At 71.0% G+C, this 25,156-nt stretch carries 10 protein-coding genes and 1 tRNA gene; all 11 read left to right on the forward strand.

The genetic code is table 11. The features are described 5' to 3' along the window. The first annotated feature begins 163 nt into the window (after positions 1-163). The 11 genes from GRC12_RS16650 (at position 164) to GRC12_RS46420 (ending at position 25,153) form a co-directional block, all read left to right on the forward strand. Positions 164-760, forward strand: coding sequence for a small secreted protein (locus GRC12_RS16650; protein WP_208780072.1), 597 nt, complete (start codon positions 164-166; stop codon positions 758-760). Positions 761-803: 43 nt separating this feature from the next. After that, positions 804-2,324: a DUF7059 domain-containing protein gene (locus GRC12_RS16655; RefSeq protein ID WP_208780073.1), complete on the forward strand. Its 1,521-nt coding sequence runs from the start codon at positions 804-806 to the stop codon at positions 2,322-2,324. A gap of 182 nt (positions 2,325-2,506) precedes the next feature. Continuing rightward, entirely contained in the window at positions 2,507-4,930 is a 2,424-nt protein-coding gene (locus GRC12_RS16660; protein ID WP_208780074.1) for a serine/threonine-protein kinase, read from the forward strand. 129 nt (positions 4,931-5,059) lie between these two features. Next, positions 5,060-5,257 (forward strand): hypothetical protein, encoded by a 198-nt coding sequence (locus GRC12_RS16665; protein WP_208780075.1) that lies wholly within the window; start codon positions 5,060-5,062, stop codon positions 5,255-5,257. A gap of 258 nt (positions 5,258-5,515) precedes the next feature. Next, the gene (topA, locus tag GRC12_RS16670; RefSeq protein WP_208780076.1) at positions 5,516-8,341 is read left to right on the forward strand and encodes a type I DNA topoisomerase; all 2,826 of its coding nucleotides are present in this window, start codon (positions 5,516-5,518) and stop codon (positions 8,339-8,341) included. A gap of 144 nt (positions 8,342-8,485) precedes the next feature. Further along, the gene (tmk, locus tag GRC12_RS16675) at positions 8,486-11,773 is read left to right on the forward strand and encodes a dTMP kinase (protein WP_208780077.1); all 3,288 of its coding nucleotides are present in this window, start codon (positions 8,486-8,488) and stop codon (positions 11,771-11,773) included. Positions 11,774-11,881: 108 nt separating this feature from the next. Beyond that, the gene (locus tag GRC12_RS16680; protein WP_208780078.1) at positions 11,882-13,087 is read left to right on the forward strand and encodes a DNA polymerase III subunit delta'; all 1,206 of its coding nucleotides are present in this window, start codon (positions 11,882-11,884) and stop codon (positions 13,085-13,087) included. Between the two features lie 139 nt (positions 13,088-13,226). Next, entirely contained in the window at positions 13,227-14,810 is a 1,584-nt protein-coding gene (locus GRC12_RS16685; protein ID WP_208780079.1) for an alpha/beta hydrolase, read from the forward strand. A 107-nt stretch (positions 14,811-14,917) separates the two neighbouring features. Further along, a tRNA-Thr gene (locus tag GRC12_RS16690) sits at positions 14,918-14,994 on the forward strand. Between the two features lie 121 nt (positions 14,995-15,115). Next, positions 15,116-15,250, forward strand: coding sequence for a hypothetical protein (locus GRC12_RS46415; RefSeq protein ID WP_280117480.1), 135 nt, complete (start codon positions 15,116-15,118; stop codon positions 15,248-15,250). A 321-nt stretch (positions 15,251-15,571) separates the two neighbouring features. After that, positions 15,572-25,153, forward strand: coding sequence for a LamG-like jellyroll fold domain-containing protein (locus GRC12_RS46420; RefSeq protein WP_208780080.1), 9,582 nt, complete (start codon positions 15,572-15,574; stop codon positions 25,151-25,153). Positions 25,154-25,156 lie beyond the last annotated feature (3 nt).

The raw sequence follows: 25,156 nt of genomic DNA on the forward strand, positions 1-25,156 counted from the left end.
GTGTTGACGCGTCGCCCGCCCGCCCCCGTCTGTGCGCGCTGCTGTGTGCAGGCTCACGGTGAGCCTTCTCTCGCCTGGTGCAAATGGATTCAAAAGGGTCTCTAGTGGACGCCCGGCATGGGGTTGCCGTCTGTGTGGCGTGTATGTTCCGGGGCCGAGAGCCATGGAAGGGACCAAACCGGTGAACAAGAAGCTCGCGGCCGCACTGTCCGGCGGTGCGGTACTGGTACTGGCGCTGTCGGGATGCGGCGGCAGCAACAACAACGACAAGCTGGACTCCTGGGCCAAGCAGGTCTGCGACGGCGTACAGCCGCAGGCCAAGAAGATCGAGGCCGCCAACGCCGCGATCCAGAAGGAGACCTCGGACAACAGCACGCCGGAGCAGGTTCAGCAGACCGACGCGCAGGCCTTCCAGGACATGTCCGACGCCTACAAATCCATCGGCGCCGCGGTGCAGAACGCCGGGGCGCCGGACGTCGACGACGGGGCGAAGAAGCAGCAGGACGCGGTCAAGGAACTCAACGACATCTCCGCCTCCTACGCCTCGCTGAAGGCGCAGGTCGACAAGCTGGAGACGAAGGACCAGGCCAAGTTCGCCGACGGGCTCAAGGGCATCGCGACCTCGCTGGACAAGCTGAGCCAGAGCGGGAACGACGCGCTGAAGACCCTCGAGGAGGGCGAGGTCGGCAAGGCGATGGCGAAGCAGGAGAGCTGCAAGGCGGCCTCGGCGACCCCCTCCTCCGCGGCGACGGGGAGCTGAGCCGGGGCTGCGGACGGTCACCGCTGCCCGCCACAATGGGGACGTGAGTATCTCCGCGCTGCCCACCCTGCCCGCATCCGACCGTCCCGACGTCGCCGCCCGGCTGCGCGACGCCCTGCTCGGGGCGTCCTTCACCGCCGACGGCCTGCTCGACCTGCTCGGCGCGCCCGCGTACGCGGCGCTGGCGCGCAGCGAGACCGTGCCGGCGCTGCGGGCGACGCGCGGGGACACCCCGCTCGAGGTGCTCGTACGGCTGTTCCTGCTGCAGCAGCCCGTGACGCACGCACGCGTGGAGACCGTTCTGCCGCTCGACGCCTGTCTGGAGAGCGGGTGGCTCGTCCCGGCGGGCGCGGACGAGGTGGCCGCGACCGTGGACGTACGGCCGTACGGCGGGCCCGACGGCGAGGACTGGTTCATCGTGTCCGACCTGGGCTGTGCCGTCGGCGGCGCCGGTGGCATCGGCAGCCGCGAGGAGGGCGTCGTCCTCGGCGTCGGCGGCGCCTCCACGACCCTGGCCGGCATCACCGTCCGTACGCCCGTCTCCAGCGCCCTTGACCTCGGCACGGGGTCCGGCATCCAGGCGCTGCACGCCTCCCGGCACGCCACGCGCGTGACGGCGACCGACCTCAACCCGCGCGCGCTGCACATCACCGCGCTCACCCTGGCCCTGTCCGGCGCCCCCGCGGCCGATCTGCGCGAGGGGTCGCTGTACGAGCCGGTGCGGGACGACGAGACGTACGACCTGATCGTCTCCAACCCGCCCTTCGTCATCTCGCCCGGCGCGCGGCTGACCTACCGGGACGGAGGGATGGGCGGGGACGATCTGTGCCGCTCGCTCGTTCAGGGTGCGGGGGACCGCTTGAACGAGGGCGGGTTCGCGCAGTTCCTCGCCAACTGGCAGCACGTGGAGGGGGAGGACTGGCAGGACAGGCTCAGGTCGTGGGTCCCGCGCGGCTGCGACGCGTGGATCGTGCAGCGCGAGACGCAGGACGTCACGCAGTACGCCGAGCTGTGGCTCAGGGACGCCGGTGACCACCGGGGCGACCTGGCCGAGTACCAGGCGCGGTACGACGCGTGGCTGGACGAGTTCGAGGCGCGCAAGGTGAAGGCCGTCGGCTTCGGCTGGATCACGCTGCGCAGGACGGGCGCCGCCGTGCCCTCCATCACCGTGGAGGAGTGGCCGCATTCGGTCGAACAGCCGCTCGGAGAAACGGTGCGGACGCACTTCGACCGCCTCGACTACCTGCGCTCGCACGACGACGCGGCCCTGCTGGAGGGGCGCTTCCGGCTCGTCACCGAGGTCGTCCAGGAACAGGTCGGGCTGCCCGGCGCCGAGGACCCGGAGCACGTCGTGCTGCGCCAGCACCGGGGCATGCGCCGCGCCACCAAGGTGGACACGGTCGGCGCGGGATTCGCGGGCGTGTGCGACGGCTCGCTGAGCGCCGGCCGCATCCTGGACGCCATCGCCCAACTGGTCGGCGAGGACCCGGTGTTGCTGCGCGACCGGACACCGGCGCAGATCAGGCTGCTGGTGGAACAGGGGTTCCTCGAGCCTGTGGAGTGACCGGCGTGTCCCACGTCGCTCATGGGAGGATCCCGCACCCCTGATGGCTCTGCGTCCGATCTGCCGCGATTTACGGGATTGGTGACGAAAAGTACTCCTGTCAGTGGCGCATGCGACGCTACTTTCTAGAGACAGGCTCCACGCGTCCTCGGGGGAGGCGCGCTGTCTCGGGGGAGGCGCCAATGGCGGGGGACACGCCGGAACACGGCCAGGGCCGGATGATCAACGGGCGGTACCGGCTGCTGCGCACGCTGGGCGCGGGCGGCATGGGCCGCGTCTGGCTCGCCCACGACACCGAACTGGCCTGCGAGGTCGCGGTCAAGGAGATCGCGCTGCCGGACCTGCCGGTGGACGGGGACGAGACGGCGCAGCGCATCGCCCGGGCCCGTAGCGAGGCCCGGCACGCAGCGCGGCTGCGAGGCCATCCGCATGTGGCGACGGTGCACGACGTGGTGGTCCACGAGGGGCTCCCGTGGATCGTGATGGAGTACGTCCCGGACGCGGTCGACCTCCAGGCGGTGATCCGGAGTTCGGGCCCGCTGCCGCCCGCGCGGGTGGCCGAGATCGGGCTCGCCGTGCTCGACGCGCTCACCGCCGGCCATCGCATCGGCATCCTCCACAGGGATGTGAAACCGGCCAACATCCTTCTGGCGCCGGACGCTTCGGGCGACGCCTACGCGCGCGTGCTGCTCACCGACTACGGCATCGCGCTCATGCCCGAGTCCCACGAACCCCGGCTCACCGCCACCGCGGGCATCCTCGGCACACCCGGGTACCTCGCACCCGAGCGCGCGCGGGGCGAGCCGCCCACCCCGGCCGCCGACCTCTTCTCCCTCGGTGCCACGCTCTACGCGGCCGTCGAGGGCCGCGGCCCCTTCGACCGCCACGGTGACTACGCCACCCTGACCGCCCTGCTCGGCGAGGAGCCGGCCCCGCCGGCCCGCGCGGGCGAACTGGCGCCCGTGCTCCACGGGTTGCTGGTCAAGGACCCGGTGCGCAGGTCGGCGCCCGAGACGGTCCGCCCCGCCCTGGAGCGGGTGCTGCAACAGTCCGCGGCCCAGGCACCGGCGAAGGGGTTCGGCCCACCGCAGGGATACGCGGCGGGTGCGGCGCAGGGCGGACAGCCTCCGCCCGGGTATGTGGCGAACGCGGCGCAAGGGGGTTCGTCGCCGGTGGGGTACGCGGGTGGCGCGCAAGGGAGTTCATCCCCAGCGGGGTACGCGGGTGGCGCGCAAGGGGGTTCGCCCCCAGCCGGGTACGCGGGTGCCGCGCAAGGCGGTTCACCCGGCTCACCTCCTCCCGGGTACGGCGCGGCGCCGCCCGGATACGTGGCGAGCACGCCCTCGCAGGGCAGCACGCCGAACAGCCCACCGCCGCCGGGGTACGTGGCGGGTGGGACGCCTGCGGGGTACGCGGGCGGTGCGACGCCCCCGGGACATGGGGCGGGCGGCACGCCTCCCGGATACGTCGCCGCCGGACCGTACGGCGAGTTGTCACCCGTACCGCCGGGCGGACCGCACACGCCCGGGGCGCCGCAGACCCCCGACAACCCGCCGACGCCGACGCCGACTCCGCAGACGCCGGGCGGCCCTCAGGCCCCGGTGCCGTATCCCGGCTGGAATCCGTATGCGAGCAGCCCCACCGTCACGTACACGGGCCCCGGCGGCCCGGGGCAGAGCCCGGCAGCCGTACCGCAGCCCGATGGCCCCCGGCGTTCCCGGCGGACCGTCGTCATCGTCGCCGCGGTGGCCGCCGTGGCGCTCGTGCTCGGGGTCGGAGTGTGGGCCGCGGTGTCGCTGACCCGTCACGACAACAGCGCCCAGCCACACAGGAGTCCGCCGGCGCGGTCGTCCTCGCAGCCGAGCCCCACCGGGCCGGTGTACGTGTACGGCGAGCAGGTCGGCCTCACCAAGCCGTTGCAGGCCGGGGACTGCGTGAAGGCGGTGTGGTCGGGCGAGCCGTTCAAGTCGCCGCCCAACCTCGGGGTCGTGGACTGCGCCAACGACCTCCTCGAGGGCCAGGTGGTGGCCGTCGACTCCGCGGCCGACTACGCCGACGCGCGCGCCCACGGCGCCGACCGTTGCGCGCGCCAGAGCGAACCGCTGGCGCGGAGTCTTCCGGACGCGGGGTACTACGCCGTCGTGCCGACCCGCCAGGGATTCGGCGCGTCCGGCGGCGGTACGGCCTGTCTCGTCCTCGGCCGGCACATACCCATCGGGGGCGAGGTCGGGCGGTTCCGGGACGCCGGGATCGACATGGCGGCGGCCCAGATGAGCGTCGGCGACTGCTTCGTCTACCTGGAGGAGAAGGACACCACCCACACCTACCTCACCGACTGCGCGCAGGCGCACACGGACCAGGTGATCGGCTTCGCCCGGGCTCCGGCGAACATGGACTTCACCACGGGCACCAAGAACGCGGAGAAGCTCTGCACCAACAAGTTCGAGTCGACCTGGTCACCCGGCTCCGGCCGGGCGATCATCGGCTGGTGGAACACCAAGGAGAACTGGAACCAGGGCTTCACCACGGTGATCTGCACCATGGAGCGCGCCGACGGGGAGAAATCGACGGGACAGCTGACCCCGCCGCCGTCCGGCTCGGCGTGACGGTCCCGCTTGGGCAACGCATGGCGGTCCGGACTCCTGTCGTTCACCCCTGGTTCGCCCACGCGTCTCCCGTCGCTGCGAGCGTCCGGGTCCAGCACCCCGCACGGAACGGCACGGGAAGGACCCACCATGGAGAGCGGTCCGGCGATCTTCACCGGCACGGTGTTCGCCCTGTTCGGAGCCGCCCTGCTGGCCTGGGTCGCCGTCCGGCTGCGGCACCGGCGGCCCGTCGCCCTCGGTGTGAGCCCGGTCGCATCCGCGGCCCTCGCCGCCATCGCCGGCGCGGGCGCTGTCGCGATCGGCGTCTGGTGCTTCGCAAGCGTCTGACGACGCGATCTCCGAAGCCGCGCGGAGATGGCCGGGAGTGACCGGTACGTGACGTTCCGCGCGCTGCCCGAATGCCGCTGACCACTCCGTGCGGCAGGAATGGCGCGACTCGGGTTACCGTTCGAGTGGCCGTTGCGGGCTTTTCCCGTTTGACACGGGGGCGGGATGTACCGTCACACTCCGCAGCGTCACCATGACACGACCCCGGGAGGAACGCCTGGGGAGGCCCCAGCGTCGACCGGAGAGAGAAGAGCGAAGTTGTCCCCGACCAGCGAGACCGCACACGGCGGCCGCCGACTCGTCATCGTCGAGTCGCCTGCCAAGGCGAAGACGATCAAGGGCTATCTCGGCCCCGGCTACACCGTCGAGGCGAGCGTCGGGCACATCCGCGACCTTCCCAACGGCGCCGCGGAGGTGCCGGAGAAGTACACCGGCGAGGTCCGCCGCCTCGGTGTGGACGTCGAGCACGACTTCGAGCCGATCTATGTCGTCAACGCCGACAAGCGGGCTCAGGTCAAGAAGCTCAAGGACCTGCTGAAGGACTCCGACGAGCTCTACCTCGCCACCGATGAGGACCGCGAGGGCGAGGCCATCGCCTGGCACCTGCAGGAAGTGCTCAAGCCCAAGGTCCCGGTCAAGCGGATGGTCTTCCACGAGATCACCAAGTCCGCGATCCAGGCCGCCGTGGCCAACCCGCGCCAGCTCAACCAGAAGCTGGTCGACGCCCAGGAGACCCGCCGCATCCTCGACCGCCTCTACGGCTACGAGGTCTCGCCGGTCCTGTGGAAGAAGGTCATGCCGAGGCTGTCGGCGGGCCGCGTCCAGTCCGTCGCCACCCGGCTCGTGGTCGAGCGGGAACGCGAGCGCATCGCTTTTCGTTCTGCCGAGTACTGGGACCTGACGGGGACCTTCGCGACCGGCCGCGCGGGAGATCCGTCGGACCCGTCGTCGCTGGTCGCCCGCCTGCAGACCGTCGACGGCAGGCGGGTCGCGCAGGGCCGCGACTTCGACTCCCTGGGACAACTCAAGAGCGAGCAGGTCCTCCAACTCGACGAGGCTGGCGCCCGCGCGCTGGCCGCCGCCCTGGATCAGACACAGTTCTCCGTCCGCTCGGTCGAGTCCAAGCCGTACCGCCGGTCGCCGTACGCCCCGTTCCGTACGACGACGCTGCAGCAGGAGGCCTCGCGCAAGCTCGGCTTCGGCGCGAAGGCGACCATGCAGGTGGCCCAGAAGCTGTACGAGAACGGCTTCATCACCTACATGCGTACGGACTCCACGACCCTCAGCGACACCGCCGTGGCCGCCGCCCGCGCCCAGGTCACCCAGCTCTACGGCGCCGACTACCTGCCGTCGAGCCCGCGGACGTACGCCGGGAAGGTCAAGAACGCGCAGGAGGCGCACGAGGCGATCCGGCCCTCGGGTGATCGTTTCCGCACGCCCGCCGAGACCGGGCTGACCGGTGACCAGTTCAAGCTCTACGAGCTGATCTGGAAGCGGACCGTCGCCTCCCAGATGAAGGACGCGACCGGCAACAGCGTGACCGTGAAGATCGGCGGCACGGCTGCCGACGGCCGGGACGTCGAGTTCAGCGCGTCCGGCAAGACGATCACCTTCCACGGCTTCCTGAAGGCATACGTCGAGGGCGCCGACGACCCGAACGCCGAGCTGGACGACCGCGAGCGGCGGCTGCCGCAGGTCGCCGAGGGCGACCGGCTCACCGCCGAGGAGATCACGGTCGACGGGCACGCCACCAAGCCCCCGGCCCGCTACACCGAGGCCAGCCTGGTCAAGGAACTCGAAGAGCGCGAGATCGGCCGCCCGTCGACGTACGCGTCGATCATCGGCACGATCCTCGACCGCGGCTACGTCTTCAAGAAGGGCACGGCACTCGTCCCCTCCTTCCTGTCCTTCGCCGTGGTCAACCTCCTGGAGAAGCACTTCGGGCGGCTCGTCGACTACGACTTCACCGCCCGCATGGAGGACGACCTCGACCGGATCGCCGCCGGTCAGGCGCAGTCCGTGCCGTGGCTGCGGCGCTTCTACTTCGGTGAGGGCGAGGGCGTCGGCGAGGGTGGCGCGGCCGACGCCGGCAACGGCGACGGGGACCACCTCGGCGGCCTCAAGGAGCTCGTGACCGACCTGGGCGCGATCGACGCCCGCGAGGTGTCGTCGTTCCCGGTGGGCAACGGCATCGTGCTGCGCGTCGGGCGCTACGGCCCGTACATCGAGCGCGGTGAGAAGGACTCCGAGGGCCACCAGCGGGCGGACGTGCCCGAGGACCTGGCCCCGGACGAGCTGTCCGTCGAGCTCGCGGAGGAGCTGCTCGCCAAGCCGAGCGGCGACTTCGAGCTCGGCGTCGACCCGCAGACGGGCCACCAGATCATCGCCCGGGACGGCCGCTACGGCCCGTACGTCACCGAGGTGCTCCCCGAGGGCACCCCGAAGACCGGCAAGAACGCCGTCAAGCCGCGTACGGCCTCGCTGTTCAAGTCGATGTCGCTGGACACGGTGACGCTCGAGGACGCGCTGCGGCTGATGTCCCTGCCGCGGGTGGTCGGCACCGACGCCGACGGCCAGGAGATCACCGCGCAGAACGGCCGTTACGGTCCGTACCTGAAGAAGGGCACGGACTCGCGCTCGCTGCAGTCCGAGGAGCAGCTCTTCACCATCACCCTCGAAGAGGCGCTGCAGATCTACTCCCAGCCCAAGCAGCGCGGCCGGGCCGCCGCCAAGCCGCCGCTGAAGGAGCTGGGCACCGACCCGGTCAGCGAGAAGCCCGTGGTGGTGAAGGACGGCCGTTTCGGGCCGTACGTCACCGACGGGGAGACCAACGCGACCCTGCGCTCGGGCGACAGCGTCGAGACCATCACCCCGGAGCGCGGGTTCGAACTCCTCGCCGAGAAGCGGGCCAAGGGCCCCGCCAAGAAGACGGCGAAGAAGGCTCCCGCGAAGAAGGCGGCCCCGGCCAAGAAGACGACGGCCGCCAAGAAGACCGCGGCGAAGAAGTCGACGACGGCCGCCAAGAAGACGACCGCCAAGACCGCCGTGAAGAAGGCCACCGCGTCGAAGTCCGCGGAGGAGTAAGGGCGTTCGGGACCCGGTCGGCGACGGCCGGGACCTTCACGTCCTGTTCGCGAAACGAACGCCCCGGTATCGCTTTGGTGTCGGGGCGCGCGCACCTGCGCCCGCGCGCCCCGGGCTGTCAGTCGGTCCCGATAGGCTGAATGCATGACGCGAGCGGAGCAGCCAACGGCCCACCACCCGGCCCCCGACGACGCCCTTGTCGCGGACTCCCGCGAGCGCGCCGTCCGCGCCCTGCTGCGCCAGCCGCAGCTGAAGCGGCTGTGGAGCGCCCACCTCGTGGGGTCGATCGGCGACACCCTCGCCCTCCTCGTCCTGGTCCTGCTCGCCCTGCAGGCGGCGATCAGCGAGGGCTCCTTCGGGGGCGGCTACCGGGGCGTGGCGTTCGCAGTGGCGACCGTTTTCGGAGTGCGCGTCCTGGCGACGCTGCTCTTCGGAGCGGTCCTGCTCGGCCCCTTGACTTCGCTCACTTCGCAGGAGGGGCCGCTCGACCGCCGCTGGACGATGGTCGGCGCCGACGCCGTCCGGGTCCTCGCCCTCATCGTCGCGCCCCTGTGGATCGACTGGACGCCGGACAACGCGCTGGCGATCCTCCTGGTCACCGCGTTCGTCACCGGCGTCGCCGAGCGCTTCTGGACCGTCTCCCGCGAGAGCGCCGCGCCGGCCCTGCTGCCGGCCCCGCCGCTGGAGGGAGCGACGGTACGGCCGCTGCCGGACCACATGGACGCCCTGCGCCGTCTGGCGCTGCGCACGGCCTTCTTGGCGATCCCGCTCGCGGCCGCCGCGCTCGTCGTCGCCGGACTGCTCAACAACCTGCTGGGCTCCGGGATCGCCTGGTTCGCCCAGCACCAGGCGGCCCTCGCCTCGTACGTGGCGGCGGGCCTGTTCGCCGCGTCCCTGTCCGTGCTGACCTACCTGGAGCTGCCGGCCACGCGCACCCCACGCGCGCGTTCCCCGCTCGAGGGGCTGCGCCGCCCGCGCACGGGCGAGGGCGTCGACAAGGGCCGCACCGGCGCGATCCCGCTGCTGGTGCCCGCCTGCGCCGCGGTCGCCGGAGCGGTCTCCGCGGCCGTCGCCGTGGCGGTGCTGCACGCCAAGGACCTGCACGGCGGCCCGGTGCTGTACGGCCTCCTGGTGCTCGCCCTGACCGGCGGAGTCGTCGTCGGCATCCGTACGGCGCCCAAGGTGCTGGTGTCGCTGTCGCGGCGCCGGCTGCTCGCCCTGGCCATCGCCTTCACCGGCGTCGCCCTGCTGGCCGCGGGTCTCGTCCCGGACGTGACGACCGTCCTGCTCATCCTCGCCCTGGCCGGCATCGGCGCGGGCGTGGCCGCCAACACCGGGCACACCCTCCTCGACCAGGAGGCCGAGGACTACCGGCGCGCCCGCACCACCGAGCACCTGCACGCCGTCGTCCGCGTCTCCGTGGCGCTCGGCGCGGTCATCGCCCCGGTCGTGGCCGCGGGCATCGGGCCCCACCGCCTTCAGAACGGCCGGTTCGTCTTCGCCCACGGCGGCGCCGCCTTCACCCTGATGCTGGTCGGCGCGCTGCTGCTGCCGGTGGCCGCGCTGGTGCTGGCCAAGGTCGACGACCGCTCCGGGGTCCCGCTGCGGCACGATCTGCGGGACGCGCTGCGCGGCGGCGACGACCCGGTGACGGCACCCGCCCCGAACGGCTTCTTCATCGCCCTGGAGGGCGGCGACGGCGCCGGCAAGTCCACCCAGGCCGAGGCGCTCGCCGAGTGGATCCGGGCCAAGGGCCACGAGGTCGTCGTGACCCGCGAGCCGGGCGCCACGCCGGTGGGCAAGCGGCTGCGGTCGATCCTGCTGGACGTCTCCAGCGCCGGGCTCTCGCACCGCGCGGAGGCCCTGCTGTACGCGGCGGACCGCGCGGAGCACGTGGACACGGTGGTGCGGCCTGCGCTGGAGCGCGGCGCCGTGGTCATCTCCGACCGCTACATCGACTCCTCGGTGGCCTACCAGGGCGCCGGCCGCGACCTGTCCCCCACGGAGATCGCCCGCATCAACCGCTGGGCGACCGACGGCCTCGTACCGCATCTGACCGTCCTGCTGGACATCTCCCCGGAGATCGCCCGCGAGCGGTTCACCGAGGCGCCGGACCGGCTGGAATCGGAGCCGGCCGAGTTCCACGCGCGCGTGCGCTCCGGCTTCCTGACGCTGGCCGCCGCCGACCCCGGCCGTTACCTGGTGGTGGACGCCGGCCAGGAGCCCGAGGCCGTCACCACCGTCGTACGGCACCGGCTCGACCAGATGCTGCCGTTGTCCGAGCAGGAGATCCGGGAGCGGGAGGAGGCCCGCAAGGCCGCCGAGGAGGAAGCCCGCCGCAAGGCCGAGGAGGAGGCCGCCCGCAAGGCCGAGGAGGAGCGGCTGGAGCGTGAGCGCCAGGAGCAGCTCGCCAAGCTGCGCGCCGAGGAGGAGGAGCGCAAGCGGCGCGAGCTGGAGGAGGCGCAGCGGCGCGAGGCCGAGAGGCAGGCGGAGGAGGCCCGGCGACGGGCCGAGGAGGCCGCCCGGCGCGCGGAGGAGGAGCGGCAGCGGCTGCTCGCCGAGGAGAAGGCACGCGCCGAGGAGGAGGCCCGCCGCAAGGCCGAGGAGGAGCGGCGGCGCAAGCAGGCCGAGGAGGAGGCACGGCTGCGGGCCGAGGCGGAGGCGCTGCGGCTGGAGAAGCAGCGCAAGGCCGAGGAGGCGCTGCTGCGGGCCGAGGAGGCACGCCGGCTCGCCGAGCAGGCCGCGGCCGCCGCGGAGGCGGGGCCCAAGCAGCCGCCGGCGCCCGCGGTCGCGCCGGAGGCCTCGACCGTGCCGACGCCGGTGGTGACGCCGACGAACGCGTCGGGCGGACCTGCCGAGGAGACGGCCGTGCTGCGGCCGGTGCGGGAGGACCGTGCCGCCGACGCCGACGCCGACGCCGCGGCCGAAGGTCGTAAGCGCCCCGTCGGTGAGTCGGACGCCGAGGTGACGACGAAGCTGCCGCAACCGCCGGTGGTGCCGGGTGCCGCGGATGAGACTGCGGTGTTGCCGCCTGTGGTGCCGGGTGCGGCTGATGAGACCGCGGTGTTGCCGCCGGTGGTGCCGGGTGCGGCTGATGAGACCGCGGTGCTGCCGCCTGTGGCGCCGGGTGCCGCTGACGAGACGGCCGTGTTGCCGCCGGTGCGTGAGGAAGGGCCCGCGGACCGGGTGCCGCCGGGGTACTTTCGGGACGAGCGGGCGGGGGGTGCGCGGCCGGACGGGGGCGAGGAGCGTACGCGGGAGATGCCCCAGGTCGACGCGGAGGGGGCACCTCGGCGCCGGACCCGGTCGGACTGGGCCGAGGAGACTCCGCTCGACGACCTGCCGTCACTGGCCGACGAACTGCTCGGGCCGCACGAGGACGACTACGACGAGGACCAGGGGCGGGGCAGGCGCCGCGGCCGGGGGCGCTGAGCTCCCGCTCGGGCACCGACTGCTCCCCGCGCACTCGGCGTCCCGTTGTCAGTGCCGCCCCGCACAATGGAACCCGCAACACGAACGTGGTGGAAGGGCGGGGCACGCATGACGGTCTGGGACGACCTCGTGGGGCAGGAGAAGGTGGCCGAGCAGCTGGATGCCGCCGCTCGGGACGCCGACGCACTCGTCACCGCGGTCGCCACCGACGCGCCCCCGCCCGAGGCGTCGAAGATGACGCACGCCTGGCTGTTCACCGGGCCCCCCGGGGCCGGGCGGAACCAGGCGGCGCGGGCGTTCGCCGCCGCGCTGCAGTGCGTGTCGCCCGACCGCGCGCTCGGCGGATCACCGGGCTGCGGGTTCTGCGACGGATGCCACACGGCCCTGGTCGGCACGCACGCGGACGTCACCAGCGTCGCCGCCGTCGGCTCGCAGATCCTCGCCGAGGACATGCGGGACACCGTACGGAAGTCGTTCACCTCGCCGGCGAACGGCCGCTGGCAGATCATCCTGGTCGAGGACGCCGAGCGGCTGAACGAGAAATCGGCCAACGCCGTGCTGAAGGCGGTCGAGGAACCCGCCCCGCGCACGGTCTGGCTGCTGTGCGCGCCGTCCATCGACGACGTCCTGCCCACCATCCGCTCCCGCTGCCGGCACCTGAACCTGCTGACGCCGTCGGTGGACGCGGTCGCCGACATGCTCGTACGGCGCGAGGGCGTGGAGCCGGCCGTCGCCGCGGCCGCAGCGCGCGCCACCCAGGGGCACGTCGACCGGGCCCGCCGGCTGGCCACCGACCCGGCGGCCCGTGAGCGCCGTGCCGCCGTGCTGAAGCTGCCGCTGCGGGTCGAGGAGATCGGCAGCGCGCTGAAGGCCGCCCAGGAGCTGGTGGACGCGGCCGCCGAGGACGCCAAGCAGCTCGCCGAGGAGATGGACGGCAAGGAGACCGAGGAGCTGAAGGCGGCGCTGGGCGCGGCTCAGGGCGGCCGGATGCCGCGCGGTACGGCGGGCGTGATGAAGGACCTGGAGGACAAGCAGAAGCGGCGCCGGACAAGAACCCAGCGCGACAGCCTCGACCTCGCTCTGACCGACCTCACCGCGTTCTACCGGGACGTCCTGGCCCTGCAGCTCGGCACGCGCGTGGCGTTGTCCAACGCGGAAGCCGAGGACGCCCTGGAGCGCCTGGCCCGCGGCAGCTCCCCGGAGTCCACCCTGCGCCGCATCGAGGCGATCGCCGCCTGCCGCGACGCCCTCGACCGCAACGTGGCCCCGCTGCTCGCGGTGGAGGCGATGACGATGGCCCTCAGAGCCGGCTGACCACCGGGTACCGCGCGGCACCCCGGGGCGGAACAGCGCACCACTCGCGGCTGATCAACGGAGGTTGACCATGTAACTCCTACGAGGCACGACGCGCACGCACGGCATCCGCACGGCTGCACACGGTTACGCTCGCCAGATGCACATCAGGCGCAGCCCCCGTCCCCGCCGGCCCCGAACCGCCGCCGCTCTCCTCGCCACCGCCGCCCTTCTCCTCTCCGCCTGCTCCGCCGGAGGCACGACGAGCACGGCGGGTGGCGCCGCCGAGGCGGCCCTGGCCGCGCTGCCGCAGTCGACGCCGTCCGCCCTGGCGCCGTACTACGAACAGAGGCTGAGCTGGCGCAGCTGCGGGGTGCCCGGCTTCCAGTGCGCCACCATGAAGGCGCCGCTCGACTACGCCAAGCCGGGCGCGGGGGACGTACGGCTCGCGGTCGCCCGCAAGAAGGCCACGGGCAAGGGGCAGCCGCTGGGGTCGCTGCTGGTGAACCCGGGCGGCCCGGGCGGCTCGGCCATCGGCTACCTGGAGCAGTACGCGGGGGTCGGCTACCCAGCGGAGGTGCGGGCGCGGTACGACATGGTCGCGGTCGATCCGCGCGGGGTCGCCCGCAGCGAGCCCGTCGAATGCCTCAGCGGACGACGCATGGACGCCTTCACGCAGACGGACACCACACCCGACGACACGAAGGAGACCGACGAACTCGTCGACGCCTACAAGAAGTTCGCCGAGGGGTGCGGGGCGCGCTCCCCGGACCTGCTGCGGCACGTGTCCACGGTCGAGGCGGCCCGCGACATGGACATCCTGCGCGCGGTTCTCGGGGACCGGAGACTGACGTACGTGGGGGCGTCGTACGGGACGTTCCTCGGGGCGACGTACGCCGGGCTGTTCCCGGAGCGTGTGGGCCGCCTGGTGCTCGACGGCGCGATGGACCCCTCCCTGTCCGCGCGTCGGATGAACCTGGACCAGACCGCCGGTTTCGAGACGGCGTTCCAGTCCTTCGCGAAGGACTGCGTACGGCAGCCGGACTGCCCGCTCGGAACCAGGGGCACCACCCCGGCGCAGGTCGGCGAGAATCTCAGCGCCTTCTTCAAGAAACTGGACGCCCACCCCATCCCCACCGGCGACGCGGACGGCCGCAAGCTCGGCGAGGCCCTCGCCACCACCGGCGTCATCGCGGCGATGTACGACGAGGGCTCATGGGGCCAGTTGCGCGAGGCGCTGACCTCGGCGATGAAGGAGAACGACGGCGCGGGCCTGCTGGTCCTGTCCGACAGCTACTACGAGCGCGACGCCGACGGCCGCTACTCGAACCTGATGTTCGCCAACGCGGCCGTGAACTGCCTGGACCTGCCCGCCGCCTTCTCCTCTCCCGACCAGGTCGAGAAGGCACTCCCCGCCTTCGAGAAGGCCTCCCCGGTCTTCGGCGAGGGCCTCGCCTGGGCATCCCTGAACTGCGCGTACTGGCCGGTGAGAGCCACGGGCGAGCCGCACCGCATCGAGGCGAAGGGGGCGGCGCCGATCGTCGTGGTCGGCACCACGCGCGACCCGGCGACCCCGTACCGCTGGGCCCAGTCCCTCTCCCGCCAGCTCTCCTCGGCCCGCCTGCTCACCTACGTGGGCGACGGCCACACCGCGTACGGCCGCGGCAGCGACTGCATCGATTCCGCGATCGACACCTACCTGCTCGACGGCACCCCTCCGCCCCACGGAAAGCGCTGCTCATAGCCCCGCCGCACGCCCCGGGAGCGCCTGCCCCGGGGCGTGGTCAGAGCACCCCCCGAAACTGTGTAGACTTACCGACGTTGCTGATCGCACCATGGTGCGCACGGCGCGCCGCCTTAGCTCAGATGGCCAGAGCAACGCACTCGTAATGCGTAGGTCTCGGGTTCGAATCCCGAAGGCGGCTCCAAAGAAACCGCAGGCCAAGCCCTTGGCCTGCGGTTTTTTCTTTCCCTTGACCAATGCATGGAGCCGACGTTCACGCAGCCGCTGAGCTCATCGGCCAGCACGCGGGTGGACTTGACGGTCCAGTGCGGCGGGGTCTGGAGGAGATTCGCCGGATCCGCAACAACGTCATGCACTTCAACAGCGGTGATCCCCTGCCGAACACGGACGTCGCCAAGATCCGGCATCTGAACAAGCTGCTGAGGGAGTACGGAGAATAAGCCTGCCCGCACTGCCCGCAGCACTCGGCCGGTGATCCCGAACCGCTCGCGGTCCGAAGTCACGAGGGTGGGCGAAGAAGGTCACTGGGCCGCGCGTCGCGTACATGACTCGGGGGCGACGCGATGGTGAACGGAAGGATGCGACTCTGTGGGTTTCCCCGCAGTCTGGCAAAGGGATGCCACGGGTCGTCACAAGAGATCTTGTCTCCTTCCTCACGCCACGCTTACAACTTGTGCCGCAGCCTGCGTGATCGCGGTGACGACCCGACGCATCGGCTGGTCCTTTCGTGTCCGGTGCGTTGGTGAGGGTCGGTGGGTGGGGTGCGTCCGCTGTCGCGGTGGCGTGTGTGGCTGGCCGTGGTGCCGTTGCTGGTGTCCTTCTGGGCGCAGGAGGGCGGCGCGGCCTACGCGGCGACGCGTCCGTCGCAGTCGCTGGGCGCCGGGCTGGGCCAGGTGTGGAAGTGGCTGTCTGGCTCGGACGGTTCGGGACCGGGGTCGAAGACCGGCTCCGCGCACGACGTGCACGCCGCGAAGTCCGGCCAGGGGCACCCCGCCGGGAAGGCGCCGGGCAAGGGCAAGGGGCAGCTGGCCGCCTGGAAGGCGCCGAGCACCCAGGCCAAGAAGGAACGTTCCGGCGACGCACGTGTCGGCTTCGACGCGAAGACGAGCAAGCGCGTGGCCGCGAAGTCCGGGGCGCAGTTCGACTACTTCCAGAACGCCGACGGGTCCTTCACCCGGAAGATGTCGCAGTCCAGGATCAACTACCGGGATCCGTCCGGGACCTGGAAGCACATCGACACCGCCGTCGCGAAGAGCGCCGACGGCCGCTGGCACGAGAAGGCGAACTCCCTCGGTGTGTCGTTCGCGCCCTCCACCGCGGCGGACGGTTCCGTTCAGCAGTCCGCGCTGCGGAGGAGCGGCGCGGGCTCGGTAGTGCCCGCATCCCTTGTCTGGAAGCCGACGACCTCCGCCCTTCAGGCCGACTACGCCGACGATCCGACGGCCACTCCCAGCCCTGCCGTCAGCTCCGGCACCTCCGCCCAGGGCGACCTGGCGACGCTGACCATCTCCGAGTCCGAGTCGGTGTCCTGGTCGCTGGCCGGCGCGAACGCCGTGACCGGCACCGCCTCCGGTTCCGGCGTCGAGTACGACAGTGTCCTGACGGACACGAACCTCGTCCTCGCGCCGACCGCGAACGGGGTGAAGGAGTCCCTGGTGCTGACCTCGGCCGATGCGCCGACCAGCTGGATCTTCCCGATGTCCCTCAAGGGTCTGACGCTGACCACGGCGTCCGACGGCACCGTGGAGCTGGTGGACGGCGGCGGAACGGTCATGGCCAGCCTGCCGCAGCCCTTCGCCCGTGACTCCTACGTCGACCCGACCACCGGCGAGTCCCACGACAACTGGGACATGACGTACAGCGTCACCGAGGTCGACGGCACCCCGGCCGTGAAGATGTCGCTGGACCCCTCCTGGCTCGCCGGCTCCGACATCGCCTTCCCGGTGACCGTCGACCCGACGATGACCGTGTCCACCGCCGGCCAGAACCTCACGACGTACGTCTACTACCCGAACACCGCCGACTACTCCTCGGACACGGTCATGCGGGTCGGCACGCCGGACGGCGGCGCGTACATCGGCCAGGCGTTCATGAAGTTCCTCGGGCTGCCGGACACCGACGGGTACCACATCACCGACGCCGACCTGCATTTGTTCAACGTGTGGGCCTACACGTGCAGTTCCTCCACCTCGTACAAGGTGTACCCGATCACGGAGCAGTGGTGGGTGACCGGGAAGAAGTCCTGGGACGACCGCCCGGCCACGAGTAGTGCGATCGGCACCTGGTCGGGCACGGTGTCCGACACGGTCTGCGGCAACACCTCGGTGTCCACCGGCACCGGCCAGTGGCAGGACACCGACCTGGACACCGACTGGTTCCAGAAGATCGCCCTGGGGCAGACCAGCAACTACGGCCTGTCGGCGTTCTCCTCGGCGACCAGCTCCTCCCAGTGGAAGAAGTTCGACTCCGACCAGGTCGACTCGCACGCCCCGTACGTGACGGTGACCTACAGCAAGAACTCGGCGCCGGACATCGAACACACCTACCCCAAGGCGAACTTCACCTCGCCCTCCCTGCGCCCGCAGCTGCAGGTCAAGGCCATCGACCCGGACTCCTGGCCCACCTCTCCGCTGAAGTACGACTTCGCGGTGTACTCCTCGGCGGGCAAGCAGATCGACACCTCGGGCTGGCAGTCCACCGCCAAGTGGACAGTGCCGTCCGGGGACCTGGGCTGGTCGACGTCGTACTACTGGACCGTCTCCGCGTACGACGGCTGGTCCACGACCACGAGCGGCAGCCAGCCCCTGTCGACGCTGGTCGCGCAGCCGCTGATCGCCTCGCGGCTGGCGCAGAACGGCGGGCACGGCTACGACGAGGAGGCCGGAAACTACACCACCTCCGCCACCGACGCCTCCGTCTCCACCGTCGGCCCGTCCCTGGACGTGACCCGCTCCTACAACTCCCTGGACACCACCACCGCCGGAGCCTTCGGCGCGGGCTGGTCGGCTCTCGCCGACATGCGGGCCGTCATGGACGACGACGGTTCCAAGAGCGTGGTGGTCACCGACGACGGCGGAAAGCAGGAACGCTGGGGCTATTCGTCCTCCGGGTACACCCCGCCGACCGGTACCTACGGGACCTTCAAGGCCCTGTCCGCGGGCTACTCCCTCACCGAGACCTCGGGCACGACGTACACCTTCGACACCCCGGGTGGCACCGACATCTGGCTGCTGTCGAAGATCAAGACCCACGCTGGGCTGACCGAGTCGCTCGGCTACGACTCCTCGTACCGGCTGAGCACCATCAAGAACGACGTCTCCGCCCGCACCCTGTACTTCACCTGGGCCAAGCCCTCCGGTGCCGCCCACTACCACGTCCACACGGTCACCACCGACGCCGCCACCAGCGGCAACACCTCCACCGCCGCCCTGTGGAGCTACGGCTACACCGGTGACCGGCTCACCTCCGTGTGCCCGCCGGCCACCGCCGCCCCGTCGACCGCGTCGACCTCCTGCTACGCCTACACCTACATCGCAGGGTCCAACTACCCCTCCGCCGCCCTGGACGCGGGCCCCAGCGGCTACTGGCGGCTGGACGAACCGTCCAGCAGCACCACCGCGGCCTCCTCCGTTCTGGCCAACGAGCAGACGGACGCGGGCAGTTACAAGAACGCCACGCTGGGCAGCGCCACCGGCCCGCTCACCGGCTCGACGGCGACCGCCCTGACCCTCGCGGGCACCGGCTACGCGAAAGTCCCGGCCGGACTGCTGCACGCCAGCACCAGCCGGGCCGTGTCGCTGTGGTTCAAGACGTCCAAGAAGGGCGTCCTGATCGGCGACCAGTCCAAGGCGGTCGCCGGCACCGCGGCCACCGGTACCTGGACCCCGGTCCTGTACGTGGGTTCGGACGGCAAGCTGCACGGCCACTGGTGGAGCGTGAGCGGCTCAGGCAGCGCCGACTTCGGCTCCACCGGCACGGTCACCGACAACGCCTGGCACCACGCCGTCCTCAGCTCCGACGGCAGCACCCAGACCCTCTACCTCGACGGCACCAAGCAGGACACCTTCTCCGGCACCCCGGACGACCAGGACAACGCCTACACCTACATCGGCGCCGGCTTCGCCGACTCCTGGCTCGACTCCCCGGGCGCTGTCAGCTACTTCACCGGCTCCATCTCCGACGTCTCCTTCTACAGCCACCCCGTCACCGCCTCCCAGGTCGACGACCTCTACGCCGCCGGCACCGCGAGTGCGGCCCTGCTGACCAAGGCGTCCAGCCCGGCCGGCCGGACCACCGCGGCCGTCTCCTACGACACCGACGCCGACCGGCTGACGCAGGTCACCGACGAGAACGGCGGCACCTGGAAGCTGGGCACGCCCACCGTGGCCGGTTCCAGCGCGGTCTTCCGGGGCACGGTGCTCGGCGCGGACCCGGCCGGCTACTGGCAGCTGGGCGACGACAGCGACGACGGTTCCGCCACGTACGCGGCCGACGAGGTCAACGGCGGCGACGGCACGTACAACAACGTCACTCTCGGCGTCAGCGGCCCCTTCAGCGCCAAGGACAGCAGCGCGAACACGGCCGCATCCTTCGACGGCGCCAGCTCCTACGTCTCCGTACCGGCCGACCTGCTGCACACCGACACCAAGCGCAGTATCGGCATCTGGTTCAAGACGTCCACCTCCGGCGTGCTCATCGGCGACCAGTCCACGGCGATCGACGGAGCCACGGCCGCCTCGGGCACCTGGACACCGGTGCTGTACGTGGGCTCGGACGGCAAGCTGCACGGCCACTGGTGGAGTGTGAGCGGCTCCGGCAGCGCGGACTTCGGGTCCACCGGCAAGGTCAACGACAACGCCTGGCACTACGCGGTGCTCAGCTGCGACGTCGACAGCCAGGCGCTCTTCCTCGACGGCACCAAGCAGGACACGTTCGCCGGGACACCGGCCGACCAGTCCAACACCCTGACGTACATCGGCGCGGGCTTCGCCAAGAGCTGGATCGACTCGCCCGGCGACGTCAGCTACTTCAAGGGTTCCATCGCCGAAGTCGGCTTCTACGACCATAATCTGACGTCCACTCAGGTGGCGGCCCAGTGGAACGCCTACAAGCAGTCCACCGGCACCATCGCCACCGAGTCCGTCAACGTCACCGACCCCGGCGGCAACACCCTCACCAGCACCTACGACCTGTCCAACGGCGGCCGTGTCCTCACCGACACGGACGGCACCGGAGCCACCACGTCCTACGGCTACGACACCTCCGGCTTCCTCTACACCACCACCGACGGCAACGGGGACGTGACCACCACCGGCCACAACTCCCGTGGTGACGTGGTCTCCCGCACGACCTGCCAGGACCAGTCCGCCTCCCTGTGCTCGACGTCGTACTTCACGTACTACCTCAACGCCGACTCGGACACGGACCCGCGCAACGACCAGCTGCTGACCTCGTCCGACGGACGGTCGTCGAGCTCCTCGGACACGACCTACCGCACCGTCAACTCCTATGACGGCAACGGCAATCTGCTGACGACCACGACCCCGCCGGTCACCGGTCACAGTGCCGGTCTGACGACGACGAAGACGTACACCAGCTCCGGCACGCCCAGTTGGGCCGCCGGCGTCTTCGCCCCGGCCGGGCTGCTGGCCTCCACGACCACACCCGGCGGCGCGACCACCTCGTACAAGTACTACGCGAACGGGGACCTCGCCACGGAGACCTCGCCGCTCGGCCTGGTCACCCACTACACCTATGACCAGCTCGGCCGGGTGCTCACCAGGACCGAGACCTCCAACACCTACCCGGCGGGTCTGGTCACCCGCTTCACCTACGACCCGCTGGGCCGCGTCCTCACCGAACTCGACCCGGGCACGACGAACGCCGTCAACCAGGCCGTCGTCCACACCGCGTTGACGACCAACACCTATGACGCGGACGGCAACACGCTCACCAGGACGGTCTCCGACACCACCGGCGGCGACACGGCCCGCACCACGACCACCGTCTACAACGACTTCGGCGAACCGAAAACCGTCACCGACCCCGAACAGCACACCACCTCCTTCACCTACGACGCCTACGGGAACAAGGCGACCGAGACCGACGCCGACGGCCAGTCCTACGCCTTCACCCATGACGCGGGCGGCAGCCTGCTGACGACGACCCTCACCAACTACACGGGCTCGTCGGCCACTTCGCAGTCGGCCGCCGCCCAGCTGCTGGAGCAGCGGAGCTACGACGCGGGTGGCCGCCTCCACACGATCACCGACGGCATCGGCGTCACCACGACCTACGCGTACTACGACAACGGGCTGACGAAGCAGATCGCCCGCACCGGCGCCTCCGGCACGAGCTACGTCGACGAGCAGGACTCCTATGACGACGCGGGCAACCTCACCGGCAGAACCACGGGCAACGGCACGCTGGAGACCACCTACTCGGTGGACGCCGCCGGCCGCACCACGGCCACCACCAAGGACCCGGACACCCTGGCCCAGTCGACCGCGTACACCTTCGACGACGACTCCCGGGTCCTGACCTCGACGCAGACCGACGCGGCCGGTGATCCGGCACAGAAGTGGACGTACACCTACGACGCGGCCGGTGACGTGCTGTCCGCCGCCCAGTACGTCTCGAGTTCCCTGACCCTCACCACCAGCGCGACCTATGACGAGCGCGGCCTGAAGATCACCGCGACCGACGCGCAGAACAAGGTCTATTCGTACGCCAACGACGAGGCCGGCCGACCGACCACGACGACGAGCCCGGCGATCACCACCACCGAGCCCGGCACCGGCGCGACCGAGACCTCGTACCCGACCACGATCAACGGCTACGACACCTTCGGCGACCGCACCGAGGCCGAGGACGCGAACGGCAACATCACGGCCACCGCCTACGACCGCGACGGCCGCAGGACCGGCACCACGCTCCCGTCGTACAACGGCACCTCCGCCACCACCGCCTGGACCTACGACGCCTCCGGCGACGTCCTCAGCGAGACCGACGCCAAGGGCGAAACCGACTACGCCTACGACCAGTTGGGGGACCTGGTCAAGCAGACCAACCCGGCGATCAGCATCTCCGGCACCGCCACCCGTGGCACCTTCACCTACTCCTACGACCTGGCCGGCGACCGCCTGACCGAGACCTCCCCGTACGGATCGGTCACCCACCACAGCTACGACGACCTGGGCCGCGACAGCAGCACCTGGGCGTACGTCTACACGTCCACGAGCGTGCAGACGAAGCAGGAGACCGACACCACATACAACAGTGCGGGCCTGGTCGCCAGGCGCTCGTCCGTCAGCGGTGTCGTGGCCGGCTACACGTACGACGCACTCGGCCGCACCCGCACCACCTCCGACACGACCGGCGACACCACCGCCTACACCTACGACCTGCGCGACGACGTCATCAAGACCGTCCTGCCGGACCAGAGCATCACGACGGCGACCTACGACGCGGCGGGCCGCAGGACCGCGACCGCGATCGAGACATCGGCCGGCACGGTGCTGTCGTCCACGTCGGCGACCTACACCGACGACGGGAACCTGAAGACGGTCACCGACGCCCGCCAGCACACCGTCAGTTACGTCTACGACGCCGTCGGCGACCTCACCCAGCAGACCGAGCCGGTCAGCGACAGCGCCACCATCACCACCGCATACGGCTACGACGCGGCGGGCCACCAGACCGCCTACACCGACGGCAACGGCGACACCACGTACTACACGTACAACTCGCTGGGCCTGCCCGCGAGCAAGGAGGTCCCGCCGGTCACCGGCTACACCAGTGCCGCGGACCGGACCACCACCTACGCCTACGACGAGCGCGGCCGACTCGTCACCCAGAGCGACCCGGGCGGCGTGACGACCACCAACACCTACGACGCCCTCGACGACCTGACCGCACAGAGCGGCACCGGCGCCGACGCGACCACGGCCGACCGCCACTTCACCTACTCGCTGAACGGCCACCTGGTGGCCTCGGCCGTCGGCTCCACCTGGGAGTACTACGACACCAACGCGCTCGGCGACGTCCTCACCACCTCAGGCCAGGCGGGCAGTTCGTCCTTCACCTACAACGCCGACGAGAACCCGGCCACCCGCACTGACGCCTCCGGCACCAGCAGCTACACCTACGACACGGACGGGCGCCTGAGCACCGACACGGACGCGTCGACGGGGACGACCCTGACCTACCAGTACAACGCCCTGTCCCAGCCCAAGTCGGTGGCCTACGGCTCCTCGGGCGACGTCCGCGGCTTCGGCTACGACTCCCTGCACCGCCTGACCTCCGACACCCTCACCACCGCCACGGGCACCAAGGTCGCCTCGGTCGGCTACGACTGGGACAAGAACGACAACCTGACCTCCAAGACCACGACCGGAGTCCAGGGCGCGTCGACGAACTCGTACGCCTACGACTACGCAAACCGCCTCACGTCCTGGACCTCGGGCTCCACCACGACCGGCTACACGTACGACGCCGACGGCAACCGCCTGACCGCGGGCTCCACGAGGTACACCTACAACGCCCGCGACCAGCTGACCTCCGACGGCACGCTCGCCTACGGCTACACGGCCCGCGGCACCCTGTCGGCCAAGGGTTCCACGGCCTACACCTTCGACGCCTACGGCCAGCAGAGCACCGCCGGTGCCACCGGGTACACCTACGACGCGCTGGGCCGTGCGATCACCGCCGGCTCCAGCACCCTCGCCTACTCCGGCACCGACAACACCGTCGCCTCCGACGGCACGAGCACCTACAGCCGCGATCCGTCGGGCGCGCTGACCGGCGAGTCCTCGGCGACCGGCGCCACCCTGGCCTGGACCGACCTGCACACCGACGTCATCGGCCAGTTCACGGCCGGTGGCAGCGCGCTGACGGGCTCCGCGAGCTACGACCCGTGGGGCACCACCACCGCCTCCACCCTGACCGGCAGCGTCGGCTACCAGAGCGAGTACACCGACCCGTCGACCGGCAACGTCAACATGCACGCCCGCTGGTACAGCCCGAGCACGGGAGGCTTCGACTCGGCGGACACGGTCGACAATCCGGCGGTCGGCGACAGCACCGACGCGAACGACTTCGCCTACGCGAACGACGCACCGCTGACCGGGACGGACCCGAGCGGGCACTGCATCGAGGACCTGTGCATAGGAGAGGCCATCGCCGCGGCTGCCATAGCCGACGCCCTCTACAACACGTGCGTGGAGTACTGCTCCAGCCTCACGCACAGCCTGTCGAACGCGCTGGGTTCGCTGACCTACAGTTCGTCCGGCTCGTCAACGCACAGTCACGTTTCCAGTTCCTCCACCACCTACTCCGGCGCGACCAGCAGCTACGGGATGTGCGCCGAGGTCTGGTCGATGTCCTGCCAGGTCCGCTACGGAAGGACCAACTCCGGCAGTGGCCGCACGTCCTCGGGAGGCGGAGGCGGAGGCGGAGGCGGTTCCTGTTACTCCTGCGGTGGCGGGGTCAGTCCCGCGGAAGCGGCCGCCGCGGCTGCCAGGGCAGCGGCTGCCGCAGCCGCCGCCGCGGCGGCCCGCCGCGCCGCGATCCGCGCCCATGCCATCAAGATCACCGCCTCGATCGGCAAGGGCACCCTCACGGTCCGCTCCATCTCCTCGGCTGCTCAGCCGCCAACCGTCAAGATCAACATCAGTAACTCGATCCGCAACGCCGCCTCCGCCATTGCTGCTGGTCTGACCACGGCCGCCGTGTGTGTGGTCACCGGAGGCTGCGAAAGGGCGCCGAAGGAGAAGAGCGGGACGAACTGCTCGATGGGCACTGGAGTGGGCTACCAGGTCCCGGGGGCGCTTGACGATGCGGGCCGCGCCACCGGAGTGTTCGCCTGCGTCACGGAGAGCAGTATCCGGCCTTCAGGCAGCGGGAAGGTGACCGTGGCCGCGCGCTCCCAGCTCTCCGGGTACAGCGAGGCCCAGGACTACGCCGACCAGATGGGACTGAACCCCGAGCGCACGATCAACGCCTGCCATCTGATCGGAGACGTCCTCGGCGGCTCGGGTGGTGACGTGCGCAATCTGGGGACCTGCTGGCGGGGCGTGAACACCTTCGACCGGACCTCGGGGAGCCTTGGCCGCAACAACATGCGCGTTATGGAGGACGAGGTGAAGAAGGCGGCCCAGCGGGGCCAGAGCGTGGCCTACACCGTCGTCCCGCAGTACCGGACAGCAGGCAGCAAAGTGCCCTACCGGTTCGTCCTGACGGCACGTGGCTACTACAACAGCGGAGCCGCGGGACTCTCGGACACCATGACGGTGTACAACACCTACGGCCCGTCGGGGGTGAACCTCGGTGACGTCGTCAAATGAGGG

This window comes from Streptomyces griseorubiginosus (assembly GCF_017614965.1).
Taxonomy (GTDB): domain Bacteria; phylum Actinomycetota; class Actinomycetes; order Streptomycetales; family Streptomycetaceae; genus Streptomyces; species Streptomyces griseorubiginosus_B.

Excerpts from the sequence above, each read along its gene's own strand:
- GRC12_RS16665 (WP_208780075.1), top strand. The coding sequence starts at position 5,060 with ATGGAGAGCGGTCCGGCGATCTTCACCGGCACGGTGTTCGCCCTGTTC.
- tmk (WP_208780077.1), top strand. The coding sequence starts at position 8,486 with ATGACGCGAGCGGAGCAGCCAACGGCCCACCACCCGGCCCCCGACGAC.
- GRC12_RS16660 (WP_208780074.1), top strand. The coding sequence starts at position 2,507 with ATGGCGGGGGACACGCCGGAACACGGCCAGGGCCGGATGATCAACGGG.
- GRC12_RS16680 (WP_208780078.1), top strand. The coding sequence starts at position 11,882 with ATGACGGTCTGGGACGACCTCGTGGGGCAGGAGAAGGTGGCCGAGCAG.
- GRC12_RS16650 (WP_208780072.1), top strand. The coding sequence starts at position 164 with ATGGAAGGGACCAAACCGGTGAACAAGAAGCTCGCGGCCGCACTGTCC.
- GRC12_RS16685 (WP_208780079.1), top strand. The coding sequence starts at position 13,227 with ATGCACATCAGGCGCAGCCCCCGTCCCCGCCGGCCCCGAACCGCCGCC.